The sequence below is a fragment of the Streptomyces sp. NPDC088246 genome, from assembly GCF_044741025.1.
Taxonomy (GTDB): Bacteria; Actinomycetota; Actinomycetes; order Streptomycetales; family Streptomycetaceae; genus Streptomyces.
Genome location: NZ_JBIURV010000010.1, coordinates 14,698 through 27,842, shown reverse-complemented (window position 1 = coordinate 27,842; position 13,145 = coordinate 14,698). Strand labels below are relative to the sequence as shown.

Sequence of the window (13,145 nt, the reverse complement as noted above, 5' to 3'; positions counted from 1 at the left end):
AGCACTGATGTCGTAGGCGGCACCGCTTCCGGCCCAGATCCACCAGGTTTCGAGCCGGTGTAGTCGTTGAGAGACGTAAAGACGCCGGTTCCTCGCGTACTCCTCTCCATCCCGCTCGCCGGACCCGTGCCATCTGGCAGTACTGGCACGTCCCGGCTTTGTCAGGGCCGCTCCCACCCTCCCCGGCATCACCCGGATCAGGCTGCCCTCGGCTCCATCCCTCTGCTACGACAGAACGGCGGTGAAGGTCTCTCACCTCCACACGAATCACCGCGCCTCACGGCGCAACTCGAAGACGATCCAGGCGCCGAGCCCCGCCGCGGTGCTTTTACCCGCGGCCCCACCTCCTTCTTCCACAACTCCACCGCATGTTCGTCCCGTTCCAGAGCCCTGCGAGCCGGAGCCCGCCATGACCAGCCATGCCTTTTCAGCAGCCGTCGCACAGTCGCCACCAACATACTCACGCGGAAACGGCGGGCGATCACCGCCTGGGCCCGACCCAAGGTCCACCGCCGGTCTCCGAAGCCATGGACGGCCGGACTCCTGCCCATTTCCTCCTCCAGCACGGCGAATTGGGCATCCGAGATCCTTGGCACCTTCACCGGCCCAACGGAACGCAGCGCCTCCGGACCGGCGAGCGGGCCACCTGCCGACGCGGCCTGATCCGCCAGACAGGCCCCAGCTGATCCCGGTATGCCCCCGTATCGGACTTCAGCGCCGCGTCAGCGCCAGCACGCTCAGTCCGAACATCAGGACGCCCAGAGGGAGATGGACCGACGGTATGTGCGCGATGCCGAGCACAACCTGGACCGAGGCGAGAACAAGGAAGCCGGACGCGTACCGGACGGGCCGGGGTGAGCCACCGCCCGGCTTCCACGCCAGCACCGCCGCGAGCACATACAGCATCGACGCCCCGTACATCACGCGGGCTCCGACACTGTGCAGCGTCTCTCCGTAGGACGAGGTCAGCAGCAGTCCGGCGGAGACCGCTTGAAGGAAGATGGTCAGGGTCTGCAGGGTGATCGCGATCTGCAGAAACGAGAAGCGGCGCTGTGCTGTCGCCTGGGCTGCCATGCCACGGTCTCCTTTTCCGCCCGGGGGCAGTAGATCGATAAGGTCTCACCAGCCCGACGACGCGGGCCTGCGAAAGGTAAGGCGAGGAGGCGGTCGGAAGCATGGGGACGGCTGGGACGAGCACCGATGAGATAGCCGCTGAGCGGCGCCAACTGATCAATGTCGCCTACCGGTTGCTCGGTTCACTGACCGAGTCCGAGGACGCCGTACAGGAGGCCTACGCGCGCTGGTACGCGCTGCCACGAAGTCGGCAGGACGAGGTCGTATCCCCCGGCGCCTGGCTGACGACGGTGACCGGCCGCATCTGCCTGGACGTGCTCGGCTCGGCGCGGGCCCGGCGTGAACGCTATGTCGGCACGTGGTTGCCCGATCCGCTGCCCGACCACGCCGGGTGGGACCACGGCCATGGCACCGACCCCGCCGACCAGATGGTCCTGGACGAATCGGTGACCATGGCCTTCCTCGTCGTCCTGGAGTCGATGACACCCGCCGAGCGGGTGGCGTTCGTCCTGCACGATGTCTTCCGGTACCCCTTCGCCGAGATCGCCGGCATCCTCGGCCGGACCCCTGCTGCCTGCAAGCAGCTCGCGGCCTCCGCCCGGCGGCGGGTACGCGTCGCGCGGGATCCTGTGACGGCGGCCGGGCAGGCCGACGCGGTGCGGCATGTCAAAGAGGCATGGGAGACCAAGGACATCGCGGCCCTCGTCGACGTCCTCGACCCGGCCGCCGTGATGACCGCCGACGGCGGCGGCATGGTCGGTACCGTCCTACGCCCGATCGAAGGCGGTGCGCGCATCGCCCAGTACATGGTCGCCATCGCCGACAAGGCTCCGGGGCTCGAGCTCCTGGAGCGGTCGGTCAACGGTGTGCCGGGCCTGGTGGCCCAGCGCGCCGGCGCCGTCGTGACCGTAGCCTCGTTCGATGTCGCCGACGGCCGGGTCACCCGGATCTGGGCGGTCCGCAATCCGGAGAAGCTGCGGCCGTGGGTGCGGGACGGCCAGGACTTGTCCGGCCGATCACGTCACGGAGCCGGATGAGGGGTCGGTCCGTGCCGGTTTGCTCGGCGGCTGGAGAGGTGCCAACTGCACCCTGCCGGTGAACCGGCCACCCACTTGACCGGCGAGCCAGTGGACGCGGGCGGTCTGTTCGCCGTTCCGGTCTCGAACGTGCACGTGGACGGTGCGACCCTGCGACGGCTCCTCCTGATAGAGGTCCCGGGAATTCACCGTCAGCGTGAGGTACGCGTACTTCTGCGAGATCTCCTCCAGTCCCGCTTCAGGAACCGCAGGCCATGCGTCCAGATCCCACCGAACAGCCGCGAGGTCCGGCCCCAGAGCGGCGATGAAGGGCTCGGCGCGGTCCAACGGACGGCACCAGTCGAATACGTGGATCGGCAGACAGTCTGCAGGGTCGTCGCCGGCCTCCGACGAGCCGTGCTCCTTGCCGGTCGACGCCCACCATTCGAGGTCGGGCAGTACGTGACGAACTTGCGCGAGGACATCCGACGACCTGATGACGGCTTCGAAGTCGACCTCGCCCTGACCGAAATCTGCGATGTCCAACAAAGTACGCACTGCACGCATCGCTACGGCCAGATCCTCGGTCGTGAGGATGGCAGCAGCCGCAGAGTTGCTCATCCCGGAACCATAGGACAGCAGATGGTCTGCTTGCGCCTCGGACCTGACTCACGCTTGTCAGGACCGGAGCCATATGGCGAGCGACGCTGCGGTGACGGTGCCGAGGAAGACGTAGCCACGCCTGTCGTACGGGGTGGGTGCGCCACGAGACCTCACTGGAGTCGAGTGAGGCGAGACCTTCACCGCTGGGTTGCCGCAGCAACTTGGCTGAAGCTGGGAGCGGAACCTGTTCGTCGTCTCGCGCATCGACTACGCGACGCGGCGCGTCCGCGGGCTCCCGGACGGAGTGGTGCGGGAGTTCGAGATGCAGACGATGCCCGCCGAACTACGGCAGAACACCGTCCACGAGGGCGAGTTCGGGCTGGAGGCGCTCGCGGTGTTCGTCTTCCGCAGCGGGCTGATGCCTGGCGCCGACTCCGGGAAGCGCTACCGGCACGCGGCCTGGCGCCGGATGCAGGACCACGCGGACGCCACCACGCCGCGGCTGCCTGCGACGAGATGGCGCCGGCACGACCTGCGTCACACCTACGCCCTTGCCCCGGTGGCTCTTCCCGGGCATGGTCCCGGGCAAGGCCATCTCGGCCCACGGCATGACCCAGAAACTGGGCCGCCACGGCATCCCGGTTCGCACCGCCCGCAACGCGGCGCTCGCCGCCCTCGCTGCTGACCTCCCCAGCCCGATCCTCGCCGACGTGACCGGGACGCACCACCACACCGCGATCCACTGGGTCGCCTACGCTCGACGCGACTGGGCCGAGTACCTCGCGGCCCCGGCCGAGGACCTGAAGCAACCACCCGGGGGTGGCGGCTGCCGTTGACGGCCACGATTCGCGCAGCGGCTGAGTCAATCGATAAGGTGCCAGGTCAACGACCGCACCCCGTTCGATCCACGGGCCGGTCAGGCCTCTGCCGCAGTTGGTGGCATCTCCACGGCTGCCGTGCTGATCTCTGCCTGCCCGGGCCCTGGGAACCGGGGGCGGTCCTCACGGCGGGGCAGTCAGGCCCCGGCCGACGCGTCAGGAGGAACGAGTGGCACAGATCATCGCCGAGGTTTCACGGACGTTCAACGAGTTTCTGCTCTTGCCGAACCGGACTCGGACCGACTGCTCGGCTGCGACGGTTGACCTGCGCACGCCCCTGGTGCGGCACTTCGTAGGCGAAGCGCCGACGATCGAGTTGCTGCAGTCCCCGTTCACGTCCGCGATCATGCAGGCCGTCAGCACACCCGATCGCGCTGGCGCGCAACGGTGGTCTCAGCTTCTTGCACCACAACCAGCCGATCCAGGACCAGGCCACGGCGGTGCGCCAGGTGAAGAACTTCAAGGCCGGATTCGTCACCAGCGACACCAACGTCCGCCCTGACGACAGCCTGAGTCTCCTGGTCGATGTCATGAGCCGTACCGGTCACAGCACCGCCGCGGTTACTCACGACGGGACTGCCACCGGCCGCCTGCTCGGCCTGGTGACGTCCCGTGACTTCCACCCTCAGCGCCATGACCTGGACGGGCCGGTCAGTGGCCGGATGACCGCTGCCGCCGACCTGGCCCAGGCCGGACCCGACGTCACGCTTTCCGAGGCCAACGCGCGGCTGTGGGACGAAAGGCTGGACTGCCTCCCGGTGCTGGACACCGAGGGTCACCTGCAGCATCTGGTGTTCCGTTCCGACTACACGGACAGCAAGCGCTTCCCGAACCAGGTCGTGGACGCTGCCAAGCGTCTGCGCGTGGGCGCGGGTATCAACACCCACGACTATCAGGAGCGTGTTCCGGCCCTGCTGGAGGCGGGCGTGGACGCGTTGTGTTTCGACTCGTCCGACGGCTACAGCGACTGGCAGGCGCAGGCTCTGACCTGGGTGAAGAAGCACTATCCGGAGATCCCGGTCGGCGGCGGCAACGTGGTCGACGGCGAGGCGTTCACGTTTCTCGCCGAGGCGGGAGCGGACTTCGTCAAGGTCGGGGTGGGCGGCGGCTCCATCTGCATCACTCGGGACCAGAAGGGCATCGGCCGCGGCCAGGCCAGCGCTGTGCTGGACGTGGCAGCGTCCCGGGATGCCTTCCGCGAACGCACCGGCGAGTACGTGCCGATCTGCTCCGACGGCGGACTGGTGCACGACTACCACGTGGCCCTGGCGCTGGCGATGGGAGCCGACTTCGTCATGATGGGGCGTTACTTCGCGCGCTTCGACCAGGCGGCCGGCGCGAAGCTGCCCACCCGTGACGGGTTCGTGAAGGAGTACTGGGGTGAGGGCTCGAACCGGGCCCGCAACTGGCAGCGCTACGGCCAGGGAGGCCAGGGGCTGGTCTTCGAGGAAGGCGTGGACGGCTACGTCCCCTACGCAGGCGACCTCAACGAGGGGCTCGCCCTGACCATTGCCAAGCTCAAGACCACGATGGTCTCCTGCGGCTCCACTACCCTCCCGGAGTTCCGGTCCACGGCCCGGCTGACCCTCGTTTCAGACCAGAGCTTCCAGGAGAGCCACGCCAACGTCACCCTGCGGGAGACCCCGGCAACGGTCTCCTGACAGGTTGTCGAGTCCGACGAGAGGACAACTGGTCGGAGGGGGAATAGTGCATGGTCGAAATAACCCCCTCCCGCCAGTGATCCAGGCGATCGTCCGCGGCAGCCACGACCGTCAACCCGGCGAACCTATGCGGTCACGGCTCATCCAGAGGGCGTTAAGTCCCGTTCCTGATGATGTGGCGTCGCCCGTTCGTGGGTGATGGGACAGTTCCGCCCTCGCGTTATGTCGTGTGCATGATGGGGTTGCGGGCATGGAACGGATGCCGTACTCGACTGACTTGTCCGACGGGCAATGGGCGTTGATCGAGCCGCTGGTCACCGCGTGGAAGCAGGAGCGGGTGGCGCGGTCGGCGACCGGGGACCCGGGCTCCTGTGACCTGCGCGAGGTCGTGAACGCGCTGCTCTACCAGAACCGGACGGGTTGTCAGTGGCGGCTCCTGCCGCACGACCTCCCAGCCTGGTCGGCGGTGTTCTATTACTTCACCCTGTGGCGCGAGGACGGCCTTGACCAGCGGATCCAGGAGATCCTGCGATGCCAGGTGCGGGAGCGTGCCAAACGATTAGGGGACCCGTCTCTTCCCGGGTAGCCGCTCGGCTGCCGCCGGTGGGGCAACGCCGCGAGCCGCCGGGGCCGTCGAGGATGACTCGGCGGTGGGAAACAGGTCGAACAGACCGCTGCAGATCAGTCGGAGCGCGTGGGCACCGGTTCCGGCGGTCCACGCGTAGGTCAGCTCGGGACGGCCTTCGAACACCGGCCAGCCCAGACGTGCGCTGTTGGGGTGCAGGTACAGCGGCACATCGTGTCCGGCGAGCGCTTCCCAGAAGACCAGAAGATGCGGAATGGGGGTTCGTCGAGGTAGTGACCCAGGGTGTGACCGTTGACCAGAACGCCGGACAGGCGCGACCAATGTCGAATAGCTGGTGCAGCCGTAGACGCAACTTCTGGTGCAACAGATGGTGCCGTCATTCGGGCAGCGGTGAGGTGCCCAGCGGTCTGTGTCAATCACTGAATCGTTCGACTGAGAGGGCGATAAGGGCCGGTTCCTCAGACTTGGCGCCGATCTGCCCCTCCTGATGGCGGGCTACCGCCTGCGGAATTCGCGTGGACGACCTCATTGGCGGGCTTCGACCCGTGACTCCCCACCTCGCTGGAGGGAGTTCTGTCCGGTAGGTCCCCCTGTGAGCCTCCGGAGTGATCGCGTAAATTGGGTCGAGCTGGCTCTTATCGCCCTCTGAAGCGTCCGGGTCAGGGACGGCATGTGACGTGCAGGCGAGCCGCGGCGTTGTTGGCGTACCCCCTGGGGTTCCAGACGGTCGCCGGGGACTCTGGCTGCACAGCCGCCGTGGAGTCCCAGGCGCGCGCGATGAGCTCGGTCTCGCCCGGGGGCAGGGTAAACGTGGTGCGCCAGTGCTGCCACGTCCAGGGGTTCTCCGGCGGGTCCAGGTCGGCGTGGGCCCAGGTGACGCCGTGGTCGGCGGAGACATCCACCCGTTCCACCGTTCTGTCGTCCCCGGCGAAGGCGAAGCCGGCGACCTCGGTCGGCCCGGACGGCAGCTGGGCGTCCTTGCCGGGCTGCAGGATGGCGCAGTGGATGGCGATCGGGCCGAGGGTGATGCCGTCTGCCTGCTTGGCCTGGTGAGGGTCGGCTTCGGCGGGCAGGATGCTGTATTCGATCTGGAAGTAGTTGTCGGACGGTTCGACCTGAGCGGTAATGCGCTTGAGCCACTTGACGCTGCGGGCGCCGATCCACCCGGGGACGACCACGCGCAGCGGCGCGCCGTGCGCGGTGGGCAGTGCCTGATCGTTCATGGCCCAGGCCAGCAGCACCTCGCTGGAGGTTGCCTTCGCCACCGGTATCGAGCCGCCGAAGGGCTGCGGTGGCTCGGCCTGCCGTGACACGTCAGCACCGGTGAAGGCGATGTGGGCCGCCTCCGGCTGCACTCCGGCCTCCGCCAGCACATCCGCCAGGCTCGCCCCGCTCCAGCACGCGGTGGAGATGGCTCCGGGGCCCCAGGAGACCTGGCCGGGTATGTCGCGGACCTCGATGAGGTCCGCGCGGCGGTTGCCCGCGCATTGCAGTGTTGCCACCACGCTCCGCTCGGGGAAGCGGCGCCGCAGTTCGTCCATCGACAGCTCAAGTGGGCGTTCGACCAAACCGTCCACTCGCAGCCGCCAGCTCTCCGGGTCGATGCGGGGGATCGGCGCGTGGTTGCGGCCGTAGAAGCTGTCCAGGGGGGTGATCTGACTTGCGAGGGCGTCGGGAGGCGACTCGGCGTTGTACGGCTCGGCCTGATGTACGAGCACATTGTTCCATTTACCCCATATGACCATATAGCTACTGTTCATCATGTTCGGTGCTTACGCCAAGCCGACCACAAGGAGCGCAGGCTGGAGGCCATGGCCAGTTGTTCTGTCCACAGAGGTCCACAGAGGCTGGTGGCAGTGATCACGGCTGGGTGATCTTGAATGAGTGAGGGCCTTCCGGGTCCGGTGTGGATTGCGACATCTCCACCGGACGATTCAGAAGGCCCTCATGCCCCGCCGCAATGCACCCCTGACCCAGACCGGACGGCTGCGTCTGGCCCACTGCGTGATCGAGGACGGCTGGCCTTTGCGCCGTGCTGCCGAACGCTTCCAGGTCTCGCCCACCACAGCTCAGCGGTGGGCCGGCCGCTACCGCGAACCGGGCGAGGCCGGGATGGCCGACCGCTCCTCCCGCCCGCACCACAGCCCGGGCCGAACGCCGACCCATACCGAGCGGCGGATCACCAAGGTCCGCGTCCTGCGACGCTGACGCCCGCCCGCATCGCCTACCTGCTCGGGCTGAACCCGGCCACCGTGCACCGCGTTCTGACCCGCTACAAGCCGGCCCGTTTGTCCCACCCGGACCGCGCCACCGGCCGTAGCATTCGTCGCTACGAACGACCTCTTGCACGTCGGCATCAAGAAACTCGGCAACATCCCCGACGGCGGTGGTCACAGAGGCCTCGGCCGGGCCGCCGGCCGCAAGTACCGCCGCGACGACCGTGAACGCTTCGCGGACGCCAGAGCGGTGAAAGCATACGCTGGCGCGGCTCCCGTCAGCCGGGCCTCAGGCCGCAGCCACATCGTCGTGGCTCGAACAGTCAAGAACCAGCGGTTGGCTGCCGCCGGGTACATGTGGGCCTTCGCCGCCCTTCGCACCGAGACCCCACGTGCCCGCTACGACCGACGCCGAGCAGGCGGAGAACGCCACACAACCGCGCTCAGAAACTTGTTCAACAAGTTGCTCGGCTGCCTCTACCACTGTCTTCAGAACCGTGCGCACTACGACCCCGATCGCGCTCGCAGTACCTCGGGGGTGAGGCGCTCGAAAACCAGTGGAGCAGCGCCGCTGTGCGCCATTACCGTGCTGCCGAGCCAAGTCGTCTAGTCAAGGACCTGCCGTTGTACACCCTGTGAGACCTCCCGAGCGCTGATTCGTCGCGCGTCGCGCATGTGCGCCGCGCTCCTTTCTGCTGCGGACTTCTCACTGAGACCGGTGTACTTCTGTGCTCAAAAACTGGGTGGTCGTGCCCACCTGCCTGCCGCTCGTTCTCCGCCGTTGCCACGCGTGCGCGTCCGAGCTCTTCCGGGCAAGCGGTAAATTTCGCGTCAATGCAAACCACAAGCTCATCGACGCCTGGCTCCTCGCGCTCTGTACCGCTTGCGGGGAAACTGCAAAGCTCACGGTCCTGGAGCGGAAAAACGTGCGCTCCGTACGACCTGAGCTGCTGGACCGGCTGCATGACAACGACCCTGGCCTGACAGCTGAGCTGCTCCAGGATCCGGTCGTGCGGCGCCGTAATCGCATTGCCCTCCACTGGGACAACGCTTGGCGCCTCGACACCGGCGGATCGGATCACCTGGACCGCGAGGTGATCGACGTCTCGGTCCGCTTTGTGGCGCGGATCCCTGTCCGGCCTGTGCGACTGATCGCTGAAGGTTGCGGTCTTTCACGGGCCGAGGTCGAGAGACTGGTCACGGAGGGGAAACTCGTTTCGGGAGTCCGGCTGGCCGGCAAGCTCTCCGGCGACTTCACCTTCACGCTCAAGCGCTGAGCCCTCCCCGGGACCAGGGGTCTGTCCGGCAAGATCCGCCGGACAGACCCGCGCTGGTTGTGCTGTCCGCCGGGGTCAGACAAGGGGACGGTGTGTCCGTCAGGGCAGGTCACCGTGGCGGCGGTGTCGATGGCGACTCTGCAGGATGCTGCGTTGCGTGCCGAGTGGTCCAGCTCCAGGCGGTGGAAGCCGATCTCATGCAGGGCCCAGGCGGTGAGCGTGGCGAGGGCACCGGAGGCCACGACGGCGCCGCGGGCGGCCGGGAGCACCCAGTACGCGACGTTGGCGATGCCGTCGTCGAAGTCCAGGCCGCGCAGGGCGATCCGGCCGAGCGCCTCACCGCCGTCGCGGGTGACCGCCCAGTGGCCACCCTTTTCTCGTTGCCAGTCCCGGCGATAGGCGTCGAACCACTCCCGGACCTGCGTCTCGGTCAAGGGCCGTCGTGTGTGCCAGCGACGGATCTCGTCGTCACGGTAAGCGGAGAGGAATCCTGGCACGTCGCCTCCTTCCCAGGGGCGTGGCAGCAGACCGCCGAAGGCGGTGAGCACAGGTTGAGGGGAACTGGCGAGCGAGCCGGAGGAAATGACGGGCAGCGTCGAGAGAGCGCGAGTCATGGGGCCGTGATCGGTCGAAGGTGACCCCACACGTCGAGGTCGCAGACTCAGTTCTTCCAGCGATCGGCCGGACAAGTCCCAGCGCCGGCTTGATCCACCAGCGCCATGAGATGTCTTGCACTGGGGTGCACGGGCCGTTGATGGGGGGACTCTTGAGTTTGTCAGCGGCGGTGACGCTGCATTCGCTTGCGATGGGGCCCGGATCCGAGGATGTCGACGTCGATGCCGACGGCTTCGTCTCCGCGCGGAGGCAGTCGCAGCCGCCGCGCCTCCGACGCGGGAAGGCGCCGAGGGCACGGCCGCCGACGGCTGGTCGGCCGGTGGGCCTCCCTGCCTGGCAGGCCGCGGAGATCTGGCCGACCAGGACGGCGAACGGCATGTCGAGCGCGGCATCCGCTGCTCTGCGTGCGAGCTCTGGCAACGAGCGGAGATCGCCGAGTTCGGCAGGGCCGGCCAGCAGGGCGTCCATGGCGGCGAATGCCGCAGGTCCGCCAGCTCCGTCTCCCGGCCGGTGAAACTCACCACCGCTTAGCGAGCGTTGAGCAGACGACTCGGCAGTTCGCACAGGAAGGCGGGGTCCGGCGTCGGCGCCGGACGCCAATTCTGCAGCAGGTACAGCGGCACCCCGTCACCGAAGACGTGGATGTCGGCGCCGATCACTCCGTAGGCGAAGCCTCCCTCCGCCCGCACCACCTGTCCGAGGCCGCCGGACCTCCTTGACGGGTCCGATGCCGGCGGAGCAGCATTCACTCGGCGTCGTCCGCGCCCGAGTGGTAGTGAACATTCACACTGCTACCCGGTCCCAGGGCACCGAAGGCCGTGCCGCCGGGCCGCCGGGCTGGGGGCTGCTTCATCTGGCCGTTACCAGGGGCCGGGTGACCACGGACGCCCGTGGGATCGGTGCGACGGGCCGGGTCAGCCGGCGACTGTCCTGACCACGCCACTGGGCACCGGCCGATCAGCATCCTGGCGCCGGTGGCGGGCGGGCCGCCAAGTGGTGACGAGGGCTGCGGCGAGGAGGAGTTCGGCGATGTCGCCGCCGTAGTACATGATCTCCGCGCCGCCTCGGACCTGGTCGACGGGTGCGTGAACGTTGATGAGGAAGCCGCCGTAGATCAGCTGGGAAATCGTGGCATGCGCTGCGACGGCGATCCCGAGGACGACGAGCCGGGTGGGGACGCCGGGCCGGGTCGGGGCGGGGTCGGGGCCCGCGATGATCCAGGCGAACAGGCAGCCGGACAAGAGGAAGTGGGCGTGCATCAGCCAGTGCAGTACGGGCTGGTTCATGGTCGCGTTGTACAGCGGAGTGAAGTACAAGAGCGCGAGGGTGCCGGTGCTCAGGACCAGGGCGGTGACCGGGTGGGCGAGCACTCCGGCCGGGCGGCTGTGCAGAACGCCCATCAGCGCGCGGGCGCGGCCGGCCGGCAGGGTGCGCAGCAGCAGGGTGACCGGCGCGCCGAGCACCAGGGCCAGGGGGGCGTACATGCCGATGAGCATGTGCTGGGCCATGTGCCCACGGAAGTCGCCGTGGGCGAAGGGGGCCAGCGGTGGCAGCATTGCTCCGGCGAGCAGGGCGCATCCGGTCAGGAAACCCGCCGTCCGTCGGCGTCCCCAGCCCTGGACGGGATTGCGGCGCCGGGCCCGGCCTGCGAGGAGAAGGTAGGCGGCGGCGAGCAGGATGACTGCGGCTGGGGGCAGCAGCGTCTCCCCCAGACCGCTGCCTGCGCCATGGTCGTGCGTGTGGTGATGCATGTCGACGTCCATCAGGCGTGCCGGGCGGGCCGCTCGGAGGCGTCGGGGTCGAAGGGTCGGCCGCTGCGCTGGAGCAGGTAGCCGCCGATGAGCAGGAGGAGGCCCAGGAGCAGGAAGCCCATGTCCCACCAGATCTGGTGGGGGCCGCCGTGGACGTGGTGGATGCCGAGGATCTGATGGTCCAGGAGACCCTCGACGATGTTGAACAGGCCCCACCCGACCAGGATCCACCCCCACAGCACCCGGGAGGTCCACACCCGGCGACGCTGGTGAGTGACCCTGGAGTACAGGATGCCCAGGCCCAGGATGACCGCGACCCAGCAGATGGCGTGAAAGATGCCGTCCCACACGGTGTTCATCTCCAGACCGGAGACGGTGTTCGCGGGGTAGTACTTCACGCCGATGCGGTCGTGGTTGGTGCTGGTGAGCATGTGGTGCCATTGGAGGAGCTGGTGGAGCAGGATGCCATCGACGAATCCGCCGAGGCCCACCCCCAGCACGATTCCCGGCAACTGAATGCTCCTGGGCAGCGTGCCCTCTCGTGTCTGACCGGTGGTGGTGGCCATCGCCTGTCCCGTCTGATCTGTCCTTCGGATATGTGAGCCTGAACCAGTACGTCTTCCCGCCCTGATCCGCCCATCACGAACGGGCGTCCTTTTGGCCGAATGACACCGCCATTCGAGGAACGGCGCGCTCGGCCGTGCTTGTGGGCGAGGCCGGCGGTGCCGAGCATCCGATCCCGGCCGCGGCCCGTGAGCGTCGCCCAGGCCCTGGTCGAGGTCGTCGGCATGGTCGCCCACGTCCGGCTCGTCCCGCACTTGGTGCCCGGGAGTTGCCCGCGAACGGGCCGCCATCCAGTGAGTGTCATCGGGCAGCTTCGCCGTGCGCTCGGGATGGGCGGCGCCGACCCGCTTGGCCGCGAGGTCGGAGTCGAGCTGGGCGACGTCGTGGACGTCGCGCTCCTTGATGGCCGTCTCGGCTCCGAGCCAGTACACCAGGGTCGTCAGGGTGCGGATGTCCTTGCGGTACGCGGGGTCCTGCTGGTCGCCGCGCAGCCGGGCGAGGTCCTCGGTCAGCGTTGGGACCGCGCCGGTCAAGGACACGTCGGGGTGCTTGCGGCGGCGCAGGCGGGCCAGTACCGGCGACCAGTCGCGCCGCATCCCGAAGAGCGGCTCCTGCCCGCGGCCGGCGTGGAGCGCGGACACCGCGTCCTGGTCGTCTTCCCCCGGCGGGGGTTCAGCGACCGGGATCAGCTGGGCCTGGCCGGGAGAGCCGTGCGGAAGGTCGATGACCAGTGGGTGGCCCGGACTGTGGCCGGCCCCGCGTCGCCCAGGTGCCGGTGGAGGCGGCAGGTGCGGCACCGGCCACCGCGCAGCGGCAGGTCGTCCGCAGGCAGCGGACGCACCGGCCCACGGGGGCAGCTCGCGCCGGTGGCGGCACGGGCTGCGGAGGAAGCCCCGCTTTTCGC

General features: G+C 68.4%; 10 protein-coding genes and 4 pseudogenes. 6 read left to right on the top strand and 8 right to left on the bottom strand.

Annotated elements, in window-relative coordinates:
* Positions 1-197 precede the first annotated feature (197 nt).
* Positions 198-551: a winged helix-turn-helix domain-containing protein gene (locus ACIPEK_RS15895; protein ID WP_401996374.1), complete on the bottom strand. Its 354-nt coding sequence runs from the start codon at positions 549-551 to the stop codon at positions 198-200.
* Positions 552-711: 160 nt separating this feature from the next.
* A complete protein-coding gene (locus ACIPEK_RS15890) occupies positions 712-1,074 on the bottom strand; it encodes a hypothetical protein (protein WP_401995919.1) in 363 nt (120 codons plus the stop codon).
* Positions 1,075-1,175: 101 nt separating this feature from the next.
* Between ACIPEK_RS15890 and sigJ the strand changes: the two genes are divergently transcribed.
* Positions 1,176-2,111, top strand: a complete 936-nt coding sequence (sigJ, locus tag ACIPEK_RS15885) for an RNA polymerase sigma factor SigJ (RefSeq protein ID WP_401995916.1) — start codon at positions 1,176-1,178, stop codon at positions 2,109-2,111.
* On the opposite strand, the gene ACIPEK_RS15880 is transcribed toward sigJ, so the two are convergent.
* Positions 2,091-2,711, bottom strand: a complete 621-nt coding sequence (locus tag ACIPEK_RS15880; protein WP_401995913.1) for a hypothetical protein — start codon at positions 2,709-2,711, stop codon at positions 2,091-2,093. The genes sigJ and ACIPEK_RS15880 overlap by 21 nt on opposite strands.
* 533 nt (positions 2,712-3,244) lie before the next feature.
* Between ACIPEK_RS15880 and ACIPEK_RS15875 the strand changes: the two genes are divergently transcribed.
* From ACIPEK_RS15875 to ACIPEK_RS15865, 3 genes and pseudogenes are all read left to right on the top strand, one after another.
* Positions 3,245-3,529 (top strand): hypothetical protein, encoded by a 285-nt coding sequence (locus ACIPEK_RS15875; RefSeq protein ID WP_401995910.1) that lies wholly within the window; start codon positions 3,245-3,247, stop codon positions 3,527-3,529.
* 211 nt (positions 3,530-3,740) lie between these two features.
* Positions 3,741-5,232: pseudogene (locus ACIPEK_RS15870) on the top strand (IMP dehydrogenase).
* 250 nt (positions 5,233-5,482) lie between these two features.
* Positions 5,483-5,809, top strand: a pseudogene (locus tag ACIPEK_RS15865) (transposase); the annotation flags it as partial.
* A gap of 668 nt (positions 5,810-6,477) precedes the next feature.
* On the opposite strand, the gene ACIPEK_RS15860 reads toward ACIPEK_RS15865, so the two are convergent.
* A complete protein-coding gene (locus ACIPEK_RS15860; protein WP_401995907.1) occupies positions 6,478-7,581 on the bottom strand; it encodes a sulfite oxidase in 1,104 nt (367 codons plus the stop codon).
* A 184-nt stretch (positions 7,582-7,765) separates the two neighbouring features.
* Here ACIPEK_RS15860 and ACIPEK_RS15855 point away from each other — a divergent pair.
* Both ACIPEK_RS15855 and ACIPEK_RS15850 read left to right on the top strand, forming a co-directional pair.
* Positions 7,766-8,461, top strand: a pseudogene (locus ACIPEK_RS15855) (leucine zipper domain-containing protein); the annotation flags it as partial.
* 301 nt (positions 8,462-8,762) lie between these two features.
* Positions 8,763-9,311, top strand: coding sequence for a DUF1062 domain-containing protein (locus tag ACIPEK_RS15850; protein WP_401995904.1), 549 nt, complete (start codon positions 8,763-8,765; stop codon positions 9,309-9,311).
* Between the two features lie 143 nt (positions 9,312-9,454).
* On the opposite strand, the pseudogene ACIPEK_RS15845 reads toward ACIPEK_RS15850, so the two are convergent.
* The 4 genes and pseudogenes from ACIPEK_RS15845 to ACIPEK_RS15830 all read right to left on the bottom strand — a co-directional run.
* Positions 9,455-9,925, bottom strand: a pseudogene (locus tag ACIPEK_RS15845) (GNAT family N-acetyltransferase); the annotation flags it as partial.
* A 528-nt stretch (positions 9,926-10,453) separates the two neighbouring features.
* Positions 10,454-10,618, bottom strand: a complete 165-nt coding sequence (locus tag ACIPEK_RS15840; protein WP_401995902.1) for a hypothetical protein — start codon at positions 10,616-10,618, stop codon at positions 10,454-10,456.
* A gap of 222 nt (positions 10,619-10,840) precedes the next feature.
* Positions 10,841-11,677 carry a cytochrome c oxidase assembly protein gene (locus ACIPEK_RS15835; protein WP_401995899.1) on the bottom strand — a complete coding sequence of 279 codons (837 nt, stop codon included), beginning with the start codon at positions 11,675-11,677 and terminating at the stop codon, positions 10,841-10,843.
* Positions 11,678-11,688: 11 nt separating this feature from the next.
* A complete protein-coding gene (locus ACIPEK_RS15830; RefSeq protein ID WP_327277517.1) occupies positions 11,689-12,243 on the bottom strand; it encodes a DUF2243 domain-containing protein in 555 nt (184 codons plus the stop codon).
* Between the last annotated feature and the right edge of the window lie 902 nt (positions 12,244-13,145).

Bases quoted from the DNA above. Each gene is read 5' to 3' on its own strand.
- ACIPEK_RS15895 (WP_401996374.1), bottom strand. From the start codon at position 551: ATGGGCAGGAGTCCGGCCGTCCATGGCTTCGGAGACCGGCGGTGGACC.
- ACIPEK_RS15890 (WP_401995919.1), bottom strand. From the start codon at position 1,074: ATGGCAGCCCAGGCGACAGCACAGCGCCGCTTCTCGTTTCTGCAGATC.
- sigJ (WP_401995916.1), top strand. From the start codon at position 1,176: ATGGGGACGGCTGGGACGAGCACCGATGAGATAGCCGCTGAGCGGCGC.
- ACIPEK_RS15880 (WP_401995913.1), bottom strand. From the start codon at position 2,711: ATGAGCAACTCTGCGGCTGCTGCCATCCTCACGACCGAGGATCTGGCC.
- ACIPEK_RS15860 (WP_401995907.1), bottom strand. From the start codon at position 7,581: ATGATGAACAGTAGCTATATGGTCATATGGGGTAAATGGAACAATGTG.
- ACIPEK_RS15835 (WP_401995899.1), bottom strand. From the start codon at position 11,677: ATGCATCACCACACGCACGACCATGGCGCAGGCAGCGGTCTGGGGGAG.
- ACIPEK_RS15830 (WP_327277517.1), bottom strand. From the start codon at position 12,243: ATGGCCACCACCACCGGTCAGACACGAGAGGGCACGCTGCCCAGGAGC.